This is a genomic window from Bradyrhizobium sp. USDA 4503 (assembly GCF_054055815.1).
In genome coordinates this window covers 1,825,336-1,848,380 of sequence record NZ_JBSRXS010000001.1, presented here as the reverse complement: position 1 = coordinate 1,848,380, position 23,045 = coordinate 1,825,336, and the positions used below count along the sequence as shown (strand labels likewise).

Sequence of the window (23,045 nt, the reverse complement as noted above, 5' to 3'; positions counted from 1 at the left end):
ACACTCAGCGGAACATGCTGCGCAGGTTCTGGGCAATCTCGAACAGCGCCGGATTTTGCTTCACAGCGCGCTTGGCGCGATTGATGGCCGACAGCGCGCTGGCCGCCGGCTTGCCGCGCAAGCTGAGCGGAACGAAGCTGTCGACGACGGCTTCATCGTCCTTGCAGAACAGCCGCTTGTACTCGTCCGAGCCGATGCCGAGATCCAGAGCGCGGTAGTTCAGGCCGGCATGGCGATCGATGATATCGCGCATCAGGATCAGGCCGGGGCTAAACTTGGAATTGGCCGACATCGTGTAGGTGTTGAACATCATCGAGAAGCGATGACCGTCGGACACGCCGGCGAAGATCGCGATCACTTCCTCGTCGCACTCCAGCGCGTGGATGTCGATCGCATAGCCGTTGCCGTCGGCGCGCGGCGCGAGGCAGGCGGCACGAATGAACTGCTCGATGCCCGGCTCGGCGAACACGTTCGGCAGCTTCTGCTCGGCCATGCGCTGCGGCTTGACGCGGAAGAACCAGTCGAGCAGGCGGCAGACATCGGTGCTCTCGCTCGCGACGTAATAGCGGTAGCCGGGCAGCGCCTGCAGCTTGCGCTCCTTGCCCTTGAGGCGGCGGCGGAACGAGTTGCTGATCAGCGCCGCCGGTGCCGCGCTAGGCTCGATCGCCAGCACCGGACAGTCGTTGACCGAAGCCTGGCGCGGCAGCAGCGCCAGCGGATTCGGCAGGTCCCGCCAGCGCAGCGGCTGCTGGCAGAGCACGAGCGCATCGGCGCGGGAGCGTTCCGCGATCGATCCGATCAAAGCCGCGATGTCGGCTTCCGTCGCGTTGGCGGCGAAATCCTTCGCGCACAGCGCCATGTTGAAGGTCGTATGCTTGCCGCCCATGAAGCTCGCGCAGTTCGCGCCGAGGCGGGACTCGATTGCGAGCGGCAGCAGCAGCAGCGGCCGGCGTTCGCTGTCATGAGCGACGACGATGAAGGGCCGCAGGCCCTCGCGCTCGCCGACCTGGCGTTGCCAGCTGGCGAGGAAATCGAACCGCTGATAGGGCGTGTAGCTGTGCTGCGATGTCTCGAAGCCGCGCCAGGTCGCTTCGGCCGCGGTGAGATCATGAAAGATGTCGACGCCGGCGACGCGGATCGCGTTCGGCCACGCCCGCGTCTCAGCCGTCTGGCCTTCGATTGCCGCCGCCATGGTCATCTCGGAACCCAAAATTTTAGGGTATTAATTTACAGTTCTCGGCCTGGGCCGACCTTCGCAGGGAAATGTCAACAAAGAGTAAGAACAATGCCGCGGCGGTGTGCGGGAACCGCGTGACAAGGACGGGGATCTTGGCGCCGGACAGCGGGATTTTACGACGGGCCCGAATGGAGCTCGCGTATTTCAGTGGCGCCTTCAAGCTGCGGGAACGCGAGAGCGGCGGCGCCGGGGTGATCCTGCGCTTCGCCCGCGTTCGTCCCGCGCGACGCGGCCGGTTTCAGCCGCTGAAGTCCCAGGAGATCACCCCGGCTTTCCTCGATCGCACGATCCGAGCGCTGAAGCGCTGGCGGTATGACATCGTCGGGATCGACGAGGCTTGCCGCCGCGCGGTGACCTTGCCGGTGCGCCGGCGTTTTGCCTGCCTGACCATTGACGGCGCCAGCAAGGACATCGTCACCCATGCTTGGCCGGTGCTCGCCAGGCACGGCGTTCCCTTCGCGCTGTATCTGCCGACGGCCTTTCCCGATGGCGTCGGCGTGGCGTGGTGGCTGGTGCTGGAGGAAATCATCGCGCGCGAAAACCGCATCAGCATGATGATCGACGGCCGGGAGCGGCACTTCGCGATTTCAAATCTCTCGGACAAATACGAGCTGTTCGATTTCCTGTCCGGCTGGCTGCGCAAGCTGCCGCCGTCGGACCTGTCCTACGCGCTGAACGATCTCGCCAGGCGCTATTCGGCCGACGCAGCCCAATTGTCACGCAATGCGTCACTCGACTGGCAGGATCTGGCGAAGCTTGCCGCCGATCCGAACGTGACGTTCGGCAGCGCGACCGTGAACTATCCGGCGCTGTCGAGCCTCAGGGATGCCGACGCGCAGCGCGAGATGGCGATGGGCAAGGCGGTGGCCGAGAGCGCGCTTGGGCGGCAGGTCAGACATTTCGCATTCCCGTTCGGGGACCGCGATGCGTTCGGCCGTCCGCATGTCGTGATGGCCGAAGAGGCCGGCTTTGCCAGCGCGGTGTCGACCATACCAGGGGTCGTCGAGGCGCAGGGGCGCACCAACCTTCACGCGCTGCCGCGCATCGCATGGGACGGCCGCGTGCGCTCGCTGCGGATGATGCGGGTGCTGCTGTCGGGCGTGATGTTCGCGCCGGTGCGGCCGACGCGTAGCGCGCGCGACCAGGACGTTACTTAGGCGCGATCGGGCCGCGACATCCAGGCGACGATCGGCATCGCCGGCAGCACCCAGCCGAGGCCAGCGACGACGTAGAAGATCGCCTGCAGCAGCCCCGAATTGGCAAGCCAAGGCGTCTGCGCGACCGTCATGCCAAGCAGCGACCACACCACCACCAGGATCAGCAGGAAGATGGTTCCGAGCAATTTGCGGGTGCGTATGGCCATGGCGGATATGTACGACTCGTGATCCAGGGCGTTTTCGTGCGAAGCGGGCACCGGTTCGCGCAAAGAAAACGCGTCAAAACAACATTCTGGAGCTTCCTTCCGACTTGATCGGAACGAGGCTCCGGGCGGCGCTTGCGCCGCTGGCGCGGCGGACTATAAGGGGCCCGAAAATCCAATCAAGTCAGGGCGAAATGGCCGGTATTTCCGCAAAGACATCGCAGCTCCGCGCCGTCAGGGTATGGCTGGTCGCGGTGGCCGCCCTGATCGCCCTGATGGTCTTGGTCGGCGGCGCCACGCGGCTGACCGAGTCCGGCCTGTCGATTGTCGAATGGAAGCCGGTGACCGGTACGCTGCCGCCGCTGACCGAGGCGCAGTGGACCCAGGCCTTCGAGGGCTATAAGAGGATCCCGCAATATCGCGAGCTCAACGCCGGGATGACGCTCGAGCAATTCAAGACGATATTCTGGTGGGAGTGGAGCCATCGGCTGCTTGGTCGCGTGATCGGCGCGGCCTATCTGCTGCCGTTCCTGTATTTCCTGTGGCGCGGCGCGGTGAGCGGCGAACTCGGCCGGCGATTGTGGGTGATTTTCGGCCTCGGCGCGCTGCAGGGCGGCGTCGGCTGGTGGATGGTCGCGTCCGGCCTCTCTGAACGCATCGAGGTATCGCAGTATCGGCTGGCGACGCATCTGGTGCTGGCGCTCCTGATCTTCGCGGCGATCGTCTGGACGCTGCGGCGCCTGACCGACCGCCCAAGCGTGATCGCGCCGCTCAGGCTGAAGATCACGAGCGCGGTGCTGCTCGTGCTGACCTTCGTGCAGCTCTATTTCGGCGCGCTGGTCGCGGGGCTGCGCGCGGGCAGGGTTTATAATACCTGGCCCGACATCGACGGCGGCTTCATTCCGTCGGCTGACCGGCTTTGGTTCGAGACACCGTGGTGGCGCAATCTGTTCGACAACACGCTGACGGTGCAGTTCGAACATCGCATGACCGCCTATCTGCTGTTCGCGCTGGCGATCGCGCATGCGATCGATGCCATGCGCGCGCGCGCCGGCGGCGCGGTGATCGCCGGCGCCTGGTGGCTGGTGGCGGCGATCACGCTGCAGGCGACGCTCGGCATCCTGACGCTGCTGCATCAGGTGCCGATCGATCTGGCGCTGACGCACCAGGCCGTCGCCATCGTCGTGCTGACGCTCGCGGTGCTGCAGGCCGAGCGCTTCGCCGCGCGCCGGACCGAGCGGGATCAGCCGACCCTCGTTGCGGTCGGCCAGCCCGGTTGATCGATCAACCTCTTTGATCGATCAGGACAGATAGTCGAGCCCGATATCGAGCGCGGCCGAGCTGTGGGTCACCCAGCCGACCGAGATCAGGTCGACGCCGGTTGCGGCAATCGCTGCGGCCGTCGCCGCGGTGATGCGGCCGGAGGCTTCGGTGATCGCCTTGCCGCGCGCCATGTCGACCGCCTGGCTGAGCTGCTCGGTCGTCATGTTGTCGAGCAGCACCGCGTCGACGCCGAGCGTCAGCGCCTCTTCGAGCTGCGACAGCGTGTCGACCTCGACCTCGATCTTGACGAGATGGCCGGCATTGGCCTTGGCGCGCTCGATCGCGGTGCGGATGCCGCCGGCGAGCGCGATGTGGTTGTCCTTGATGAGCACGGCATCGTCGAGGCCGAAGCGATGATTGCCGCCGCCGCCGGCGCGCACCGCATATTTCTCCAGCGCACGCAGTCCCGGCGTGGTCTTGCGGGTGCAGACGATCTGCGCGCGGGTGCCCGCCACGGCCTTGACCAGCGTAGCCGTTGCGGTGGCGACACCGCTCAGATGGCAGAGGAAGTTGAGCGCGGTCCGCTCGGCGGTGAGCAGGCTGCGGGCCGGGCCGTCGATGATCGCGATGACCTGGTCGGGTTCGACCGCGCTGCCGTCGGGCCGTTCGGCGCGCAGCGTGATGGCCGGCGACACCGTCTGGAAGGCTGACCGCGCGACATCGAGCCCGGCGATCACGCCGGGCTGCCGCGCCCGCATCACCAGCCGCGCCTGCTGGCCGGCCAGCACGATGGCGTCTGCGGTGATATCGCCGGCGCGGCCGAGATCCTCGCGCAAGGCGGTCTGCACGATCGGCTCATAGATCAGCGGCAGCAGGGGGGTGAGGGTCATGACAGGGCACTCCTGGCAAATGGCGTGGATTCGACGATGTCGCGCGCGGCGGCGAGTGCATCGGCGCGGGTAAGGGACGACGGAACGGCCGACGCAGCAATGTGCGGGAAATCGCTGCGGAAGTGGCCGCCGCGGCTTTCCTCACGCCGGATGGCGGCAACCGCGACCATCAATCCGACCAATGCTGCGTCGGACGCCGCACTGTGACCGCATGCGAGTGGATAGAGGCTGCGGATCGCGCGGGCGATCCCGTCGCGGTCGCGCAGGACGCCGAGGCCCTGGGTGAGGATCGGTCGCACGGCGGAGGGATCGGAAGCCTGTGGCATCGCGTCGTCGCGCAGCATGGCGCGCGGGCCCGCACTCACGCTTTCGATGCTCTCGGCGACCCAGCGCGCGCAGACGATCGCTTCCATCAGCGAATTGCTGGCGAGCCGGTTGGCGCCGTGCAACCCGGTGCGCGCGGCCTCGCCGCAGGCCCACAGGCCCTGCACCGTGCTGCGGCCAAAACCGTCAACCGCGATGCCGCCCATGTGGTAGTGAACCGCCGGCCGGATCGGGATCGGATCATGGGCGGGATCGATGCCGGCCATCTTGCAGAACGCGCTGATCACGGGATAGCGCTGAGCAAACTCCGCGCCCGGATGTTGGCGCGCGTCGAGGAAGGTGCGATGCCCCGCGGCGCGGTGGCGCCAGACGGCGCGCGCGACGATGTCGCGTGGCGCGAGCTCGGCGCCGGGCTGATCGGCCATGAAGCGCTCGCCGGTCTCGTCGATCAACACCGCGCCATCGCCACGGATCGCCTCGGTCAGCAGCGGCATCGGGCGCGACGGCCCGTCGAACGCGGTCGGATGAAACTGGACGAACTCGATGTCCGACAGTTTCGCGCCGGCCTGTGCGGCAAGTGCGAGCCCCTGGCCGAAACACCCGCCGGGATTGGTGCTGTCGGCGAACAGCCCACCGATGCCGCCGGTCGCGATCACCACGCGATTGGTCGTGATCGTCAGCGCGCCGCTTGCGTTGGCTGCAAGCACGCCCCTGACCGCATTGTCCTCGACCAGCAGCCGGCGCGCCTCGACGCCCTCCAGCAGCGTGATCGATGGTGTGCGCCGGACCGCCGCGATCAGCGCGCGCATGATCTCGCGTCCGGTACCGTCGCCGGTGGCGTGCACGATGCGGTTGCGGCGGTGTGCGGCCTCGAGCCCGAGGCGCCAGCTGCCGTCGGCGTGCCGGTCGAAGGCGACGCCGAGCCTCGCCAGCTGCTCGACGGCGGCGGGCGCGGCGTGGACGATCCGGCTCGCGGCGGCCGCGTCGCAAAGGCCGGCGCCGGCCGCGAGCGTATCGGCGAGATGCAGGGCAGGGCTGTCATCTGCGCCGACCGGCGCCGCAAGGCCGCCCTGAGCCCACATGCTGGAAGCTTCCGCGCCGAGCGGCGACTTCGACAGCAGCACGACCGGCTCGGGGGCGAGCTGAAGCGCGGTCATCAGCCCGGCGGCACCGCCGCCGATGATCACCGGGCGGCCGTTGAGATCGGAGATATCGGTGCTCATATCGCCAGCATCCTTTCGACGCTCTTGCGCGCGCGATCAGCGATCGCGGAGTCGATGGTGACCTCGTGCTGGTTGGTCTCCAGCGCGTGACGGATGTTCTTCAGCGTGATCCGCTTCATGTGCGGACAGAGATTGCAGGGGCGGACGAAGTCGACACCGGGATTTAGCGCGGCGATGTTGTCGCTCATCGAGCATTCCGTCAGCAGCACGACGCGCGGCGGACGTTTGGTCTCGACGAAAGACTGCATCGCAGCCGTCGACCCGGCAAAGTCCGCTTCGGCGACCACCTCGGGCGGGCATTCCGGATGCGCCAGGATGGTGACATCGGGATGATCCTCGCGCAGCTGACGCACGTCATCGGCGGTGAACAACTCGTGCACCTCGCAGTGGCCCTTCCAGGCGATGATCTTCTTGCTGGTCTGCTTGGCGATGTTCTGCGCCAGATATTCATCCGGGAGCATGATGACGCGCTCGGCGCCGAGCGATTCAACCACCTTCAGCGCATTGCCCGACGTGCAGCAGATGTCGGACTCGGCCTTCACCGCGGTCGAGGTGTTGACATAGGCGACGACCGGTGCGTCCGGGTAGCGCGCGCGCATCAGCCGCACGTCCTGCGCGGTGATGGAATCCGCCAGCGAGCAACCGGCCTTGAGGTCGGGGATCAGCACGGTCTTGGCCGGATTGAGTAGCTTCGCGGTCTCGGCCATGAAGTGCACGCCCGCGAGCACGATGACATCGGCATCGACCTTGGTTGCTTCGCGCGCGAGCAACAGGCTGTCGCCGACGATATCGGCGACGCCGTGGAAGATCTCCGGCGTCTGGTAATTATGCGCCAGTACCACCGCGTTGCGGCGGCGTTTCAGCGCGAGGATCGCATCGACGTCCTCGGCGAACGTGGCCCATTCGAACGGCGGGATGACGCGTTTGACGCGCTCATAAAGCGGCGCGGTGCGGGTGAGCAGATCGGTATCGAGCGCAACCATTTATACTCTCCGTGAGCATAAGATGGCTTATACTTATCCTGAGCATAAGGCGTGTCAAGTGCGCGAAAGCGGGAGCTTGGTGCCGGCGACGGCCCGTTCGGCCAGCACGGCATGGCGGAAGCGGAATAGCTTGGCCGGCCGGCCGACGGTATCGGCGGCCATTGCGCCAGTCTCTTCAACGAGTTCCTGCTGCTCGATCAGCCGGCGGAAGTTCTGCTTGTGGACCAGCCGGCCTGCGAGCGCCTCAACACTGCGTTGCAGTTGCAGCAGGGTGAACTCGGCCGGCATCAGCTCGAATACCACCGGACGGTATTTGATCTTGGCGCGCAGCCGCGCGATCCCGGTCGCGAGAATGCGGCGATGATCCGCCGTCATCGGCTTGCCCGGCACGACCGGCGCCTCGCGGCCATGCGCGCGCCCGGCTTCCGGGATCAGCGAAGCCTCATAGAGCAGCTCATAGCGTTGCAGCACCAGCTCTTCGTTCCAGTCGCGATCGTCGAGACCGAAGGTGATGGCGCAACGCTGCCAGCGCTCGCGCTGCAGCGTCGGTGACGGCGCCGCCTTCGCCCACGTTTTCAGCTTCGGCGCGATCGTCTTCGCCAGGAAGGCCGGCGCGCCGGCGCGATGATCCTCCCAGGGGAAGTAGTCGTACCAGCCGGACCAGTGCGCCTCGAAGCCTTCGCCGACCCGATCCTCGCGGGTCAGGCCGAGATAGCTGATCGAGACGCTGTGCGGCCCCTTGGCATCGCCGGAGCGGCCGCGGTCGGCAAAGGTGTAGAGCTGCTCGACATAGCCGAGCGGGTGGCCGGTCTGCGCTTCGACCCAGGCCCGCAGCGCGGTCTGCAGCGAGCGATGAGTGAACTCGAACGGGCCGCTCGGCAGCGCGGAGCCGCCGGCGATGGTCATGATCTTGGGCGTGCCCTCGGTGACGGCGACCAGCACCGCGACGAGATCGGCGGTCACCGCGTTCCCCGAAGCCGGTGCGCTGGATTTCTGCGGCGATCTGGCCACCCGATCGGTCCGCGCTAGCAGTAGCCGTAGACGCCACAGGCGTAGGGCAGGCGGTCCCAATAGGTCACATAGGCACCGCCGTAGTACGGGCCGAAATAGTTGTAGGAGTGCCAGTTGCCGTAATAGCCGGGCAGCGACGACGACCCCGGCAGCAGCGGCTCGCCGGGCACGAACGGGATATACGGCTCGGAATTGAGCGGGATCACCACGGGCTGCTCGACGACCACGAGCTGGCGTCCGCGCCGGACATAGGTCGGCGATGTGATGGTGGTGCGGTAGGCGTAATGCCGGTGCGGTAGGCCCGCCGGCAGCTGGCGCGCGGCCTTGACGGTCGCGCTCTTGGCGACGGCCGGGCCGTCGGCGGCGTCAGCAGGCGGGATCGCAAACAATGCGATCGCGAGCGGCAATGTCCAGCGCAGCATCAATGGTCTCCCGAATCATCCGGAGCCTATCACTGCCACTTTAAGCCGGATTGAACGTTAACGAGAGGCCCGTCGGTATTAAGCGTTAACGGGATGTCCGTCTCCATGGGCAAGCTTCCGGAGTGATGCGGCGCACCGCTCCGGAACAATTGCGGGATCAGGCGCGCAGGGCCTGGTCGAGGTCGGCGATCAGGTCCTCCTTATCCTCGATGCCGATCGAAAGCCGCACCACCTCGGGCGCCGCGCCCGACCTCACCTTGGCGGCGTCGTCGAGCTGGCTGTGGGTGGTGGAGGCCGGATGGATCACCAGCGAGCGGGTGTCGCCGACATTGGCGAGATGCGAAAACAGCTTCAGGTTCGACACCAGATTGACGCCGGCGTCATAGCCGCCCTTAAGGCTAAACGTGAACACCGCCCCGGCTCCCTTCGGCGCATATTTGCGCTGCAAGGCGTTGTACCTGTCGCCGGGCAGGCCGGCATAGTTCACTGCTGAGACCGCGGGGTGGGTGGAGAGGAATTCCGCCACCGCCTTGGCGTTGTCGCAGTGCTTCTGCATGCGCAGCGACAGCGTCTCGATGCCGGTCAGGATCATGAAGGCGTTGAACGGCGACAGCGCGGGGCCGAGGTCGCGCAGACCGAGCACGCGGCAGGCGATCGCGAAGGCGAAGTTGCCGAAGGTCTCCTGGATCCGGATGCCGTGATATTCCGGGCGCGGCTCGCTCAGCATCGGATATTTGTTGTCCTTCGACCAGTCGAAGGTGCCGGCATCGACGATGATGCCGCCGAGTGAGTTGCCGTGACCGCCGAGGAACTTGGTCAGGGAGTGCACGACGATGTCGGCGCCGTGGTCGATCGGCTTGATCAGATAGGGCGAGGCCAGTGTGTTGTCGACGATCAGCGGCACGCCGGCCTTGCGCGCAACGGCCGCGATCGCCTCGATATCGGTGATGCTGCCGGCCGGGTTGGCGATCGACTCGATGAAGATCGCCTTGGTGTGCGGCGTCACCGCGCGCTCGAAGCTTTCGATCTCATCGGGGTCGGCCCAGGCCACATTCCAGCCAAACGCCTTGAAGGCGTGGGTGAACTGGTTGATCGAGCCGCCATAGAGCTTGCGTGCCGCGATGATCTCATCGCCGGGCTTCAACAGCTGCTGCAGCACGACGACCTGCGCCGCGTGACCGGAAGCGACGGCGAGCGCCGCGGTGCCGCCTTCGAGGGCTGCGACACGTTCCTCGAGCACGGCATTGGTCGGGTTGCCGATGCGGGTATAGATGTTGCCGAAAGCCTGCAGGCCGAACAGCGAGGCCGCGTGGTCGGCATCGTTGAAGACAAATGACGTGGTCTGGTAGATCGGTGTCGCCCGCGCGCCAGTGGTGGGATCAGGCTGCGCGCCGGCGTGCACGGCGAGGGTGGAAAATCCCGGAAGGCGATCGGTCATTCTTTAGTATCCTGTTGTGGCCTGGTCGAAACGCGCGGCATGCTGATGGCGACGGCGCCCGCCGTCAAGCGAGTTGGGCGCATCGCCAGTTTTTGGAGGGGCATCCCGCGCTATACCGGATGATCGCAGCGATTATTCCGCCGCGATGTCAGGTCGTCTCGGTCTTGTTCTTTGCCGCGCGGTCGGACGCCGCGGTCTGTCCGCCGCCGAAGCTCGTGCGATTGAGCGACAGCCGCATGCCCTGCGTCGGGATCGGCGCACGCTTGGAACTCAGCGTGCGCGAGTTGACGCCCATCCACGAGATCTCCGACGACAGCCGGCCATACTCGATCTTCGGGCAGCGGTTCATCACCACTTTGAGGCCCGCGGCTTCCGCCTTCTCGGCCGCGGCGTCGTCGCGTGCGCCAAGCTGCATCCAGATCACCTTCGGCGGCGTCGACAATTTCAGCGCCTCCTCGACCACGGGCATGATGTGGCTTGAATTGCGGAAGATGTCGATCATGTCGATCGGCCGATCGATATCCGCAAGCGAGGCGACGAACGGCTTGCCCATCAGCGTCTTGCCGACATGGCCGGGGTTGACCGGGATCATGTCGTAGCCGCGCTGCGCCAGATATTTGAACGCGAAATAGCTCGGCCGCACATTGACCGGCGAGGCGCCGACCATCGCGATGGTCTTGACGTTGTTCAGAATGCTGCGGATGTAATTGTCGTCGTAGGCGTCGTGATTCATTTTTCTTCCGGGTTTGTCATTCCGGGGCTCGCGCAGCGAGAACCCGGAATCTCGAGATTCCGGGTCTGGTGCTAATGCACCATCCCGGAATGACGACCTCAGGTCGTCACTTGTCCTGCCACTTCGGATCGCGCTTCTCGATGAAGGCACCGATGCCTTCCTCGGCGTCGCGCGCCATCATGTTTTCGGTCATCACCTCGGCGGCGAAGCGATAGGCATCGGCGAGGTTCATCTCGGCCTGGCGATAGAACGCTTCCTTGCCGAGCTTGACGGTGTAGGCCGATTTCAGCGCGACCTTCTCGGCCAGCGCGATCGCGGCGTCGCGTTCGGTGCCAGCGGATACCACGCGGTTGACGAGGCCGATGCTCTGCGCCGTTGCCGCCGAGACCGGCTCTCCGGTCAGCAGCATCTCCATGGCCTGTTTGCGCGGCACGTTGCGCGACAGCGCCACCATCGGCGTCGAGCAGAACAGCCCGATGTCGACGCCCGGCGTCGCGAACGCCGCCGCTTCGGAGGCGACCGCGAGGTCGCAACTTGCGACGAGCTGGCAGCCGGCCGCGGTGGCGATGCCCTGGATGGATGCGACCACCGGCTTCGGCAGGCGCACGATGGCCTGCATCATCGCGCTGCAGGCGTTCATGATTTGCGCGAAATAGGCGCGGCCGCGGTCGGCATCGCTACGGCGCGCGGTAAGCTCCTTGAGGTCGTGGCCGGCGCAGAACGCCGGGCCTTTGGCGGCGAGCACGACGGCGCGGATGCGCTTGTCGCCGCCGACATCGTTCAGGGCGGCGTGCAGCTCGGCGATCAGGCCCTCGGAGAGGCTGTTGCGCGCTCCGGGGCGATTGAGCGTCAGTAGCGCGATACTGCCGACGGTCTCGCGCAGCAGGATCGGCTGGTGTTGCGGCGCTTCGGCGCGGGCGGCTTGGGCGGACATGCTGAAATTCCACTTTGGTCTCTGTGACAACTTAATGTAACAGGCAGGCTGAAGCGAGGGCAGGGACGGCATGGCGACTGCGAAAATGAGCGTGGCTGACGTGGAGGAGTTCCTGCGGAGGGAATTCCCGCAGGCGTTCGTCCACGACGATGTCCGGATCGAAAGCGCCGACGGCGAGACGGCCCTGCTGCGCCAGCGCTTCAGCGAGCGCATGCTGCGGCCTGGCGGTACGGTGTCCGGGCCGACCCTGATGGGCCTGGCGGATTTCGCGATGTACGTGGTGCTGCTGTCGGCGATCGGGCCGGTTGGCCTTGCCGTGACCACCAACCTCAACATCAACTTCCTGCGCAAGGGTCAGCCGGGGCAGGACGTACTTGCGGTGGCGAGGCTGCTCAAGCTCGGCAAGCGGCTCGCGGTCGGCGAGGTCAACCTGCTGTCCGGCTCGTCTCCCGATCCCATCGCCCATGTCACGGCGACCTATTCCATTCCAAATCAATAGGCTTTTCTACGGTATTATTGCACCATAATTGCAAGCCATTGTTTTTTCTGATGTAATTTGAGCGCGTGGGGCGTTGACGCGCGATCGCGGCTTCTCTAGAAAGCTGCCAGTTCGGCGCATACGGCGCCGATTTCTTTTTCACGGATTTCACACATGAGCACGTTCTCGGCCAAGCCCGCCGAAGTGACGAAGAAGTGGGTCGTGATCGACGCCAAGGGTCTGGTCGTCGGTCGTCTCGCCACGCTCGTCGCGATGCGCCTGCGCGGCAAACACCTGCCCACCTACACCCCGCATGTCGATTGCGGCGACAACGTCATCATCGTCAACGCCGCGCATGTGGTGCTGACCGGTCGCAAGCGCGACCAGAAGACTTACTACAAGCACACCGGCTTCATCGGTGGCATCAAGGAGCGCACCGCGAAGCAGATCCTCGAGGGCCGCTTCCCGGAGCGCGTCGTCGAGAAGGCGATCGAGCGCATGATCCCGCGCGGTCCGCTCGGCCGTATGCAGATGGGCAATCTGCGCGTCTATCCGGGTGCCGATCATCCGCATGAAGCGCAGAGCCCCGAGAAGGTCGATATCGCTTCCCTGAATCGCAAGAACACGAGGGCCGCATAATGTCCGATACGTTGCAGTCCCTCGACCAGCTCTCGCAGGTCAAGCCGGCCGCTCCCGACGCGCCGAAATACGTCAAGAAGGTCGACAAGTACAACCGCGCCTACGCCACCGGCAAGCGCAAGGACGCGGTCGCCCGCGTCTGGGTCAAGCCGGGCTCCGGCAAGATCTCGGTCAACACCCGCGAGTTCGAAGTCTACTTCGCCCGCCCGGTGCTGCGCATGATGATCCAGCAGCCGCTGGTCGCTGCCGCCCGTAACGGCCAGTATGACGTGATCTGCACCGTCGCCGGCGGCGGTCTCTCCGGCCAGGCCGGTGCTGTCCGCCACGGCATCTCGAAGGCGCTCACCAACTTCGAGCCCGAGCTGCGCGGCGTCCTCAAGAAGGGCGGCTTCCTGACCCGCGACAGCCGCTCGGTCGAGCGCAAGAAGTACGGCAAGGCGAAGGCCCGCAAGTCCTTCCAGTTCTCGAAGCGCTAATTCGAGTTCTAAAATTCGCGGCAATTGCCGCGGGCATCGAGTTGCAGAGGGCGCCGCGAGGCGCCCTTTTTGCTGCGTCCGACCGGCGATGCTTCGGCGCGAATTAGCGCAGTTTTTCATGAAAACTTGCGTGTGCGTGCAAACGAAATTGGAACTCGCACCTTCTAGCTTGCGGGCTCGCAATGGCGCTGCATCACCGTATTTATTTGCGCCTGCGAACGTTGCATCACACCGGGCTGGGGTGAGTTTATGTCGTTCGATCCATCGACACTTTATTTGTTCGCCACCATGGTCGCGGGCATGCTCGGCGCCATGCTGTGGTTGTTCGGCAGGCAGGAGAACATTTCCGCGCTGAAATGGTGGGGCACCGCCTATCTGCTCGGCGCGGCCTCGGTCGCGGTCTGGACGGTCGGTAGTTCGACGCTCGATCCGATGGTTCTGCTGGGCCTCAATGCGATCGGCTTCGCCGCCTGCGGCCTGGTCTGGAATGCCGCGCGCATTTTCCACGGCCGCAAGGCCAATTTGCTGGGCCTCGTGCTCGGCCCGATCGCATGGATCGGGGCGGTGACGACGGTTGAGGATCCCGCGATGCGCCTGACGATCGGTGCCGGGATCGTCGCGATCTACGCCGCGCTGACCGCATCAGAACTGTGGAGCGAGCGCCGCCGCGCGATGCAACGGCGCTGGCTTGCGATCGTCATCCCGGTCGCGCACGGTTGCGTCCTGATGCTGCCGATCCTGGTCGGCGACCTGCTGCGATTGAACGGCCAGAATTTCGTCTCCAGCTTTTGGGTCACGCTGTTTTCGATCGAACTCGTGCTGTACGCGATCGGCACGGTGTTCGTGATCTTCATGATGGTGTCGGACCGCGCGGTGGCCGTGCACAAGACGGCCGCGTCGATCGACCCCCTGAGCGGCATGCTCAACCGCCGCGGCTTCACCGAGGCCTGCGCGCGGGTGATCGAGCGCGAGTCCATTGCCGGCCGGCCGGTCACCGTGATGATCTTCGACATCGATCACTTCAAGTCAATCAACGACCGCTTCGGCCATCCCGCGGGTGACGAGATCCTGAAGCTGTTCTCCGCTGTCGTGGTCAACAGCCTCAGGATCAGCGATCTGTCGGGCCGGATCGGCGGCGAGGAATTCGCGGCGCTGCTGCCGTGCTCGCTGGAGGAGGGTGTGCTGGTCGCCGAGCGCGTGCGCGAAGCCTTCGAGAACAGCAACATCACCTGCGAGGAAGGCGCGGTCGACACCACGGTCAGCATCGGCGTCGCAGGCGGTCCCGCCGGCACCGAGCTCGAGGTGCTGTTGGCCTCGGCCGACACCGCGCTCTACCAGGCCAAGCGCGGCGGCCGCAACCGCGTCGAGGCAGCGGAGGAATTGCCGCTCTCGCTGGAGAACTGGCGGCGCAAGACCGCGGGCCTGCCGGCTTCGGCGCGGCAAAAGCCGGCGAGCGTCCGGGCATGAGTGCGGTAACGAGTGGTTAACCATTCGATCCCATGCTTTCGGGCATGGAGTCGATCCGCACCCGCAATCCGCAGTCAGCCCTGATGTCGCTCGAAGCCGACGCGGTTTCGGCGCGCAGCGGTTTCGCCTGCCTGTTCTCGGACTCGCATGAATACGAGACCGCGCTGATCGCCGAACGGCGCGCGCAGGGGCGATACCAGCCGCCGAAGAGTCGCTGGCCGATGGTGATGCTGGCCGGCGTGATGCTGATGGTCGCGGGAACGGTGCTGCTGCTCTCCTGACGTGCGGTCACGCGGCCCGCGCCGGATCCTCCGTCTTGAAGTGGTCGATCATCACCTTGGCGATCGCCATCAGCGGCAGCGCCAGCGCCAGCCCCCAGATGCCGAACACGACGCCGAGCAGGATCTGGAACGCGAACAGCGTGGCCGGCGGGATGTCGAGCGCCTGGCGCTGGATGATCGGCGTCAGCACGTAGCTTTCCAGCGCGTGGACGCCGAGGAACAGGATGAAGGCCGACAGCGCCGCGATCCATCCGGTCGCAAGGCTCGCGAGCACCACGATCAGCCCGCCGAGGATCGCGCCGACCGTCGGAATGAAGGCGAGCAGGCCGGCCTGGATGCCGAGGATGAACGAGCTCGGAATGCCGATGATGGCAAGCCCGATCCAGGTGACGAGGAATACCGCCGTCATCGTGATGATCTGCGCAATCAGCCAGCGCTCTAGTGTCTCGCCGATGTGGTCGACGATGATGGTCGCCTGCGCGCGGTACTTGACCGGCGCGATGAACAACAGCCCGGCGCGGTAGATGCTGGGCTGGGCCGCGAAGGCGAGCCCGAGAAACAGCACGATGAAGAAGTTGCCGACGACGCTGACGGTGCCGAGTAGCACCTTCAGCGTCTGGCTGATGATGGCGCCGCCGCTTGAGGCCAGCGCGCCGGCGCCGGGGATGCCATGGGACTGCGACGATGGGGGCGTCGTTGTCGTCGTCGTCACGGCGGTGCCTTCGCCCTTTGCCTCGCCCGCGGCATTGGTGAAATCGAGATAGCTGGTGTCGACCCCGTGCTGTTCGAGGAAGTCCTTGACGCTGCCGAGCTGCGATTTGATCGTGTTGCTCAGCACCGTGGCCTGCTGCGCGATCGTGGTGCCGCCGAGGAACACGATGCCGGACAGCAGCCCGGCCATCGCCAGGCAGACGATCGCAAGCCGCAACGCGTGGGGCAGCTTGGTCAGCCGGCCGAGCAGGGTGGTCATGGCATTGAGGGCGACTCCGAGCAGCATGCCGGCGAACAGCAGGAACATTGTCGCGGCAAAATGCCAGGCGAAGGTCAGCAGGGCAGCGAACAGTACCACGCCGATGCCGCCGACGGCGATCGCCCATGCCAAGTCGTTGCGGGCCTGCAGGCGATTGTCAGCCGAGTCTGTCACGGGTGATTCCCCCTTCGCGACGGTGTTTCGAGCAGTCTTTGGCGAAAACCCCGCCGGGATCAAGCTGGCGGGGCCGTGCCGGTTCGCCGCTGACGGGGTGCGGGGCCGGGCGCGATCGGTGGGCATCTGGCCGGCTTTGGGTCCCGAGGGGCGCGAATCTGTGCAGGACTGCAAGCCCCCCTGTGCAGATATAGATAGTTGATCCGGCGGGAACTCGAAGGCATGATCGTCTCCGCAACGTCGCAAACTTAGAAGAATCATTGCGCGAGACTTCAATAATGAGACGGCCCGTGGTCGGCGTGATCGGAAACGCCCATCGCATCGAAAATCGTTTCACAGTCCAGATGGTCGGGGAGCGCAACCTTCGCGCGGTTGCCGAGGTGTCGGGCGCGGTGCCGCTGATGTTCGCCGGCAGCCCCGAAATCACCGAGGTCAGTGCCTTGCTCGACGTGGTCGACGGCGTGGTGCTGACCGGGGCCCGCGCCAATGTTCATCCGACCCGCTTCAATACCGAACCTTGCGCCGCCCACGAGCCCTACGACATCCACCGCGACGACGTTGCGCTGGCGCTGTCGGAAGCCTGCGTCGCGCGCGGCGTGCCGATCTTCGGCATCTGCCGCGGCCTGCAGGAGATGAACGTCGCCTTCGGCGGCTCGCTGCATCCGGAGATCCGCGAGATTCCGGGCCGCATGAACCACCGGATGCCGCGGCTGGAGAACGGCGAGATCCATCCTGACCCGACCGTTGTGTTCGCCGACCGTCATGACGTCGCGCTGACACCGGGCGGCGCGTTCGCAAAAATCCTCGGCCGGGAGACCATTCGAGTCAATTCGCTGCACGGCCAGGGCATCCTCGAGCCCGGCAAGCGCGTCGTGATCGAGGGCATCGCCGAGGACGGCACCATCGAGGCGATCCGCATCGCCGATGCGCCGGGTTTTGCGCTGGGTGTGCAGTGGCACGCCGAATACGATCCGCAGCGCAATCCGATCAACCGCGCCCTGTTCGAAGCCTTCGGCGACGCGCTGCGCGAACGGCGGCGGGCGGCGTAGGACGGTTTCACCGCCACCGTCCCTGCGCGTTAATCACGACGTCGTCTCCGAAAAACGCGCTGTCGTCCCTACGAAAGCAGGGATGCTCCGCAGCGGTTGTTGTGGAGGGGGACTCGTCGTTGCGGCACTGCTCAACAAGGACCGTCGGTGGTTATGGGTCCCTGCCTTCGCAGGGACGACACCAAAGGTGTGGCGTCGCCTGTCCGTCGGGTCGGTTTGTCGAACCTCGGTTCGGGAAGCCATGAAAGACGCGGGGCTTTCCTTGGCCAATCGATGGGAGCCGAGCGGCAGGCGAGTAGATCGTTCCTAGAACTCAGGACGTCACGAACGCAAAGTGTGTTGTCCCCGCAACGTCACAAGAGTTCCGTTGAGCATCGCACCTGTTGGGACTTCACTGTGTGGCAAATTCCCCGTTTAATAAAGGCGGACCTGAGGCAAAGATTTTACCACCAAGACGTTCATTTAAGATCAGGTTCAAGAGGCCGCTGACCAGCGCCAGCGGCCTCTTCGTGTTGCTTCATTGATCGCAAAGTGCAGGTACCGGCCGTTGCCGCGTCGACGGCACGCAGGAAGCAGCACGTCACGGCATTAGCGCACTGACCATGGCCATGCCGGCGGTTGCGGTTTGCTGGTGGCGTGCGGCCGCGTCGGGGTTGGCGCCGGTTTGCGCGCCTGGGCAACATCGGTCGACGGCCGCGGACGCGGCAGTGGTATTTCTGGGGCTACCGTTGGCTGTTCGGGGCTTACCTTTGGCTGTTCGGGGCTCACCTTCGGCTCTGCGGCGTTCGCAATGACACCGGCCAGCTGGTCCTGGCTTGCGTTGAGCCGCTCGGTGACCGTCTCGCTCTCGCGCGCCATCTGATCCTGGGTCGCCTTGATCTGGTCGATGATATCTTTGCTGCGTGCCATTTCTGCTTGGCTCGCCTCGAGTTGGCTTGCGACATTTTTATGGTCGCGGACCAATTGTTCTTGCCTCACCTCAAGCTGTTCGACCGCCTGCCTCAAGGCCGCGAGATCGCGCGCCATCGGTTGAAGCTGCTGCGCCAAGTCGGAAGAAAGTGCGGCGGCAGTCGGCGCAACGTCTTTCGGCGCGGCGTCTTTCGGCGGGGTTTGCGCAGGAGGTGAGGAGTGGCCAGGGGAGGCCACCATCGCCGTATCGCTGGGTGACGACCACCACCAAGCAGCGCCACCTATGCATGCTGCCAGCACGGAACCGACAATGGCCAGGTGGCGCCAATCCGCCAATCGATGAACCGCTTCTAGCGGCGCGTGAAACGCTTTCTTGCCGGTCGGCGGGCCGGAAGGGCTGACTCCTGCTTCGCGCGCGAGGTTCGAAAGCTGCTCTTCCAAGCTCACGAGCCGCCCTTCCGCGACCCTGTCATTCAGCATGGAATCCATTTTGTGCTCCGTAGCAAATGCAAGGTCACCCGCCTTGAGAGCAGATCCGCTCTTCGGCGCGCTAACATTCAACGGGACCCAGATCGGTATTTGCAGCTTAAGCCTACGAGGGATGAGGATGCGGCCTGCACGTCACATCGTCTCTCTTTTGTAAGCTCATCCTTCCTGAACTGTCCCGACGATTTTGGCCGAGATATTGTTCGTCCGCAATCGGGAACACCGCTTGCCACGGGGCGCTCGAGCTCGTGGATCGAGGTCCTGTTCGGCCGCCTCACGATGCGTCTCGCAGCCGAGGCACGTTACTTCGAGGTGTCGTAAGTCGGCGTTGAGAGCGTCGCCAAGCGCCGGCGAGGGCTGGGCTGGACCCAGAAACGCGGGAGTGGTCCATGTTTGGCGAGCGACCATGTCGGCATCCCGCCTGGCGCGTTCGGCCGACGGCTGACCACGGCGCCAAACATGTACTCCGGGGCCCTCCTGCAAATTCTCGGTATGTTGAGTTGTGCTGTCGGCGAGATGTACCGCTGGTCGACAGGTCGCAGCTATTCTTCCGGTATTGCGCGTGCGCCGGAATCGGCCTTCCTCCGTACTAATACGGATACGAAAGTGGCGGATTGCGGCGCCAGACTCGGCTAAGCAACAGGGATATTTGCTCCGGCGCCGACGACCCTTTCCGAATACTGCTTTTCCTTTTCCATTTTCGGGTGCAGCCGACACGAGGGGTTGGTCGGGATGAATTTGTCGGGCCGTCTGGCGATGGGGATGTTGTTTCTCGTCGCCGCGCTCCTGCTCGCGCTGGGCTTCATCCATGGCGTAACCTGGCCGGGCGTTCTGCTCGCGGGTGGCGCGGTTGCGGTGGTATTGATGACGGCTGAGGTGATTGCGAGATCGCTGTCCAGGACGCCCGCCCAGCTGGTGCGGGCGGCGGAGGCGTTGTCGCGCGGCCAGCAGGTCTCGCTCGGCTCAAGCGATGACGGCGAGACCGCTCAGCTCGCGGCGACGCTTGCCGAATTGTCGGCGCAGCTGGGCAGCAGGCAGCACCTGCTGGAGAAGACCGTCGAGAGCATCCGCGATCCGGTGGTGGTCGCCGACGAGCACGGGATGATCGTGATCGTCAACGCCGCGGCGCGACGGCTGTACAGTGTCGAACCCGGTTTTGATACCCTGACCGGCGTTCGCACCTTCCAGAACTATTATGCCGACGGCACCACCGTGATGCCGATCCCGGACACGCCGATGGCGCGTGCGCTGCGCGGCGATGACGTCGACGATTTCGAGCTGATCGTCAAACCGCAACCGCCGCAACCGGCCGTCTTCCTTGTCGTCAACGCGCGGCCGCTGCGCGACGATACCGGCAATCTGCGGGGCGCGGTCGCCGTACTGCACGACGTCACCGCGCAGCGTCGGGCACACCAGGCGCTGGTCGAGAGCGAGCAGATGGCGCAAGCCATCGTCAGGACCGCGCTCGACGCCTTCGTCCAGACCGACCAGGACGGCGTCATTCTCGACTGGAGCCCGCAGGCCGAGGTGCTGACCGGCTGGACGCGCTCCGAGGCGGTCGGTTATCGGGTGGTCGAACTGGTGTTTCCGGAGGAGCTGCGCCTCGCGCACCGGCAGCGGATCACCCGCTTCCTGCAGGAGACCGCGGCCGGCGGCATGGGCATGCGCTATGAAACGGCGTGCCTGCACCGCGACGGTCACCGGTTCTATGTCGAGGTGTCCCTCAACGCGCTGCGCCGCGGTGACGGCTGGATCATCAATTCCTTTGTCAGGGACGTCAGCCAGCGCCGGATCGCCGAGGAGCAGTTGATCCAGGCGCAGAAGTCGGAATCGCTGGGGCGGCTGACCGGCGGCATCGCGCACGACTTCAACAACATGCTGACCGTGATCACCGGCACGATCGAGATCCTCGCCGACGGCGTCAAGGACAACCCGCAACTCGCCGCAATCGCCAAGCTGATCAGCGATGCCGCCGATCGCGGCGCGCAGCTCACCTCGAGCCTCCTGGCATTCGCGCGCAAGCAACCGCTGCAGCCCGGCGAGACCGACGTCAACGACCTGGTCGGCGAGGTGGCCCGGCTGCTGTCGCAGACGCTCGGCTCGCAGACCGAGATCAGGACGGAGCTCGGCCGCAACGCCTGGCTCGCCTTCGTCGACCGCAGCCAGCTTGGTGCTGCGCTGGTCAATCTCGCCATCAATGCGCGCGATGCCATGCCTGACGGCGGCACGCTGAGCTTTGCGACCCGCAACATCCAGCTCGGGATTCCCGACGCCGTGGCGTGCGGCGTCGAGCGCGCCGGCGATCATCTCGTGATCGAGGTGACCGATACCGGCACCGGCATTTCGCCGACGCATCTAGAGAAGATCTTCGATCCGTTCTTTTCCACCAAGGAGGTCGGGCAGGGCGCCGGGCTTGGGCTCAGCATGGTGTTCGGCTTCGTCAAGCAAAGCGGCGGCGGTATCGAGGTCAAGAGCGAGCAGGGGCGCGGCACCATCTTCAGGATCTATCTGCCGAAGGCCGACGGCACCGCACAGCGCGCGGCGGAGGAGGACGATCTGCCCGTCAGGGGCGGTGACGAGACGATCCTGTGCGTCGAGGACGATCCTACGATCCGGGACTATGTCACGGGCCAGCTCGAAAGCCTCGGCTACCACGTTCTGGTTGCGGCGAACGCGAACGCCGCGCTCGAGATCGTCAAACGCGGCACCGCGTTCGACCTTCTGTTCACCGATATCGTGATGCCCGGCAGCATGAACGGCCGGCAATTGGCGGAGACGCTGATGGCCGGGCGCCCGGCACTGCGGGTGCTGTTCACCTCGGGCTACAGTGACGGCGTGCTGCCCGCGCAGCAGGGGCGTGGCGGCCACGGCATTCCGCTGCTGACCAAGCCCTATCGGCGCGGCGAGCTGGCGCGGATGCTGCGGCGCTGCCTTGATCTTCAGGTCGACTTTCAGGGCGATCCGGTTCCGCAGCCTTATTCCGTGCAGCCCGATCTCGAACGCTTCCTGCGCGAGAATCCGCCCGCGAAAACGTAGCCGCGGCGTGACCTGGATGCCAACGGGTCCGCAACGCGTGGCCCGATGATAAACTGCGCGAAACCCATCATCCCTGATGTGGCCGCTATTTGATGGGTTTCGCTTCGCTCTACCCCTCCTACGCGTTAAGCTCCCGCGACAAAGGCGCGGCCGGTCAACGGCCCGATTTCAGGGAGTATGGAATGCAGGACCGCAAATGGTCGAGGCGCGACTGGCTCAAGGTGACGGCGGCCACCGCCGCCGGCATGGTATTCGCGGAGCCGCTGCGCGCGGCGGCGCCGCCGGCGGAAGCCGTGACGCCGGAGCTGATCGCAGCCGCCAAGAAGGAAGGCAAGATCTCGTTCTACAGCGCGCTGGAGCTGAACACGGCCGAGCGTCTCGCGCGTGACTTCGAGCAGAAATATCCCGGGATCAGCGTCCGCGTCGAGCGCTCGGGCGCGGAGCGTATCTTCCAGCGCATCGCACAGGAGCAGGGCAGCGGCATCAACGCCGTCGACGTCGCCAATTCCACCGATCCCGCGCATTACCTCGACTGGAAGAAGAACGACTGGCTCGCGGCCTATGTGCCGGAGGACGTCGCCAGGCATTTTCCGGCCGACCAGATCGATCCCGACGGCACCTCGGCGACATCCTGCGCCTGGTTCGAGGTAATCGGCTACAACACCGAGCAGGTGAAGCGCGAGGAGGCGCCGAAGAGCTACGCCGACCTGCTCGATCCCAAGTGGCGCGGCAAAATCGTCAAGGGCCACCCGAGCTATTCCGGCGCGATCATGACCGCGACCTTCGTGCTGGCGCGCGACCTCGGCTGGCCGTATCTGGAGAAGCTGTCGCAGCAGCGCGTGATGCAGGTGCAGTCGGCGGCCGATCCGCCGAAGAAGATTCTGCTCGGCGAGCGCGCGGTGATGGCCGACGGCAACGACTACAACCTCGTGCTGGCCAAGGATCAGGGCAAGCCGGTCGAGGTGGTCTATCCGGCCGAGGGCGCGCCGCTGATCATCGTCCCGAGCGGCATCTTCAAGAACGCGCCGAACCCGAATGCGGCGCGGCTGTTCCAGAGCTACTTCTTCAGCGCCGAGACGCAGCAGATGCTGGCCGACGAATTCGCGCACCGCTCGTTCCACGCCAAGGTGAAGGAGAAGGCCGGTCACGTGCCGCTCGACAAACTGAAAATGCTCAAGGCCGATCCGGCCCAGGTGCAGGTGCAGTCGGAGGAGATCAAGGCGAGGTACGCGAAGCTGTTCCGGGTGTAGGTCAAGCTCCGT

22 protein-coding genes are annotated in these 23,045 nt (G+C 65.4%); 10 read left to right on the top strand and 12 right to left on the bottom strand.

Annotated elements, in window-relative coordinates:
- Positions 1–4 precede the first annotated feature (4 nt).
- Positions 5–1,198, bottom strand: a complete 1,194-nt coding sequence (locus ACVMIH_RS09065) for a GNAT family N-acetyltransferase (protein WP_456861462.1) — start codon at positions 1,196–1,198, stop codon at positions 5–7.
- A gap of 167 nt (positions 1,199–1,365) precedes the next feature.
- Here ACVMIH_RS09065 and ACVMIH_RS09060 point away from each other — a divergent pair, with 167 nt between their 5' ends.
- Positions 1,366–2,394, top strand: coding sequence for a polysaccharide deacetylase family protein (locus ACVMIH_RS09060; protein WP_057020662.1), 1,029 nt, complete (start codon positions 1,366–1,368; stop codon positions 2,392–2,394).
- On the opposite strand, the gene ACVMIH_RS09055 is transcribed toward ACVMIH_RS09060, so the two are convergent.
- Positions 2,391–2,600: a DUF2842 domain-containing protein gene (locus tag ACVMIH_RS09055; RefSeq protein WP_016844954.1), complete on the bottom strand. Its 210-nt coding sequence runs from the start codon at positions 2,598–2,600 to the stop codon at positions 2,391–2,393. The genes ACVMIH_RS09060 and ACVMIH_RS09055 overlap by 4 nt on opposite strands.
- A gap of 191 nt (positions 2,601–2,791) precedes the next feature.
- Here ACVMIH_RS09055 and ACVMIH_RS09050 point away from each other — a divergent pair, with 191 nt between their 5' ends.
- The gene (locus tag ACVMIH_RS09050) at positions 2,792–3,877 is read left to right on the top strand and encodes a COX15/CtaA family protein (protein ID WP_057020661.1); all 1,086 of its coding nucleotides are present in this window, start codon (positions 2,792–2,794) and stop codon (positions 3,875–3,877) included.
- A gap of 21 nt (positions 3,878–3,898) precedes the next feature.
- Here the strand turns inward: ACVMIH_RS09050 and nadC are convergent, their stop codons facing one another.
- The 8 genes from nadC to ACVMIH_RS09010 all read right to left on the bottom strand — a co-directional run bounded on the left by nadC (position 3,899) and on the right by ACVMIH_RS09010 (position 11,818).
- A complete protein-coding gene (gene nadC, locus ACVMIH_RS09045; protein ID WP_057020660.1) occupies positions 3,899–4,750 on the bottom strand; it encodes a carboxylating nicotinate-nucleotide diphosphorylase in 852 nt (283 codons plus the stop codon).
- Positions 4,747–6,297: an L-aspartate oxidase gene (locus ACVMIH_RS09040; RefSeq protein ID WP_253623808.1), complete on the bottom strand. Its 1,551-nt coding sequence runs from the start codon at positions 6,295–6,297 to the stop codon at positions 4,747–4,749. The genes nadC and ACVMIH_RS09040 overlap by 4 nt, the downstream gene beginning before the upstream one ends.
- Positions 6,294–7,280, bottom strand: a complete 987-nt coding sequence (gene nadA / locus ACVMIH_RS09035; RefSeq protein ID WP_057020659.1) for a quinolinate synthase NadA — start codon at positions 7,278–7,280, stop codon at positions 6,294–6,296. Before nadA ends, ACVMIH_RS09040 begins: the two co-directional genes overlap by 4 nt.
- Positions 7,281–7,334: 54 nt before the next feature.
- Entirely contained in the window at positions 7,335–8,186 is an 852-nt protein-coding gene (locus ACVMIH_RS09030; RefSeq protein ID WP_233286175.1) for an NUDIX hydrolase, read from the bottom strand.
- 119 nt (positions 8,187–8,305) lie between these two features.
- Positions 8,306–8,713 (bottom strand): hypothetical protein, encoded by a 408-nt coding sequence (locus tag ACVMIH_RS09025; protein WP_018271884.1) that lies wholly within the window; start codon positions 8,711–8,713, stop codon positions 8,306–8,308.
- Between the two features lie 157 nt (positions 8,714–8,870).
- Positions 8,871–10,151 carry an O-acetylhomoserine aminocarboxypropyltransferase gene (locus ACVMIH_RS09020; protein ID WP_456861459.1) on the bottom strand — a complete coding sequence of 427 codons (1,281 nt, stop codon included), beginning with the start codon at positions 10,149–10,151 and terminating at the stop codon, positions 8,871–8,873.
- Between the two features lie 148 nt (positions 10,152–10,299).
- Positions 10,300–10,884, bottom strand: coding sequence for a CoA-binding protein (locus tag ACVMIH_RS09015; RefSeq protein WP_057020656.1), 585 nt, complete (start codon positions 10,882–10,884; stop codon positions 10,300–10,302).
- A 106-nt stretch (positions 10,885–10,990) separates the two neighbouring features.
- A complete protein-coding gene (locus tag ACVMIH_RS09010; RefSeq protein WP_057020655.1) occupies positions 10,991–11,818 on the bottom strand; it encodes an enoyl-CoA hydratase in 828 nt (275 codons plus the stop codon).
- A gap of 70 nt (positions 11,819–11,888) precedes the next feature.
- Here ACVMIH_RS09010 and ACVMIH_RS09005 point away from each other — a divergent pair, with 70 nt between their 5' ends.
- The 5 genes from ACVMIH_RS09005 (at position 11,889) to ACVMIH_RS08985 (ending at position 15,159) form a co-directional block, all read left to right on the top strand.
- Complete coding sequence (locus tag ACVMIH_RS09005) at positions 11,889–12,317, top strand: PaaI family thioesterase (protein ID WP_028340177.1); 429 nt, start codon at positions 11,889–11,891, stop codon at positions 12,315–12,317.
- 153 nt (positions 12,318–12,470) lie between these two features.
- Positions 12,471–12,935, top strand: coding sequence for a 50S ribosomal protein L13 (gene rplM, locus ACVMIH_RS09000; protein WP_016840522.1), 465 nt, complete (start codon positions 12,471–12,473; stop codon positions 12,933–12,935).
- Positions 12,935–13,411 carry a 30S ribosomal protein S9 gene (rpsI, locus tag ACVMIH_RS08995; protein WP_028333930.1) on the top strand — a complete coding sequence of 159 codons (477 nt, stop codon included), beginning with the start codon at positions 12,935–12,937 and terminating at the stop codon, positions 13,409–13,411. Before rplM ends, rpsI begins: the two co-directional genes overlap by 1 nt.
- 249 nt (positions 13,412–13,660) lie before the next feature.
- Complete coding sequence (locus ACVMIH_RS08990) at positions 13,661–14,878, top strand: GGDEF domain-containing protein (protein WP_057020653.1); 1,218 nt, start codon at positions 13,661–13,663, stop codon at positions 14,876–14,878.
- A 44-nt stretch (positions 14,879–14,922) separates the two neighbouring features.
- Positions 14,923–15,159 carry a hypothetical protein gene (locus ACVMIH_RS08985; RefSeq protein ID WP_028333932.1) on the top strand — a complete coding sequence of 79 codons (237 nt, stop codon included), beginning with the start codon at positions 14,923–14,925 and terminating at the stop codon, positions 15,157–15,159.
- Positions 15,160–15,166: 7 nt separating this feature from the next.
- Here the strand turns inward: ACVMIH_RS08985 and ACVMIH_RS08980 are convergent, their stop codons facing one another.
- Positions 15,167–16,303, bottom strand: a complete 1,137-nt coding sequence (locus ACVMIH_RS08980) for an AI-2E family transporter (RefSeq protein WP_057020652.1) — start codon at positions 16,301–16,303, stop codon at positions 15,167–15,169.
- Positions 16,304–16,581: 278 nt separating this feature from the next.
- Here ACVMIH_RS08980 and ACVMIH_RS08975 point away from each other — a divergent pair, with 278 nt between their 5' ends.
- Entirely contained in the window at positions 16,582–17,352 is a 771-nt protein-coding gene (locus ACVMIH_RS08975; protein ID WP_057020651.1) for a gamma-glutamyl-gamma-aminobutyrate hydrolase family protein, read from the top strand.
- Between the two features lie 588 nt (positions 17,353–17,940).
- Here ACVMIH_RS08975 and ACVMIH_RS08970 read toward each other — a convergent pair.
- Complete coding sequence (locus tag ACVMIH_RS08970; RefSeq protein WP_229192711.1) at positions 17,941–18,750, bottom strand: hypothetical protein; 810 nt, start codon at positions 18,748–18,750, stop codon at positions 17,941–17,943.
- Positions 18,751–19,509: 759 nt separating this feature from the next.
- Between ACVMIH_RS08970 and ACVMIH_RS08965 the strand changes: the two genes are divergently transcribed.
- Together ACVMIH_RS08965 and ACVMIH_RS08960 are read left to right on the top strand one after the other, a co-directional pair.
- Positions 19,510–21,783 carry a PAS domain S-box protein gene (locus ACVMIH_RS08965; protein ID WP_456861457.1) on the top strand — a complete coding sequence of 758 codons (2,274 nt, stop codon included), beginning with the start codon at positions 19,510–19,512 and terminating at the stop codon, positions 21,781–21,783.
- A 182-nt stretch (positions 21,784–21,965) separates the two neighbouring features.
- Complete coding sequence (locus ACVMIH_RS08960; RefSeq protein ID WP_076825313.1) at positions 21,966–23,033, top strand: ABC transporter substrate-binding protein; 1,068 nt, start codon at positions 21,966–21,968, stop codon at positions 23,031–23,033.
- Positions 23,034–23,045: the final 12 nt, after the last annotated feature.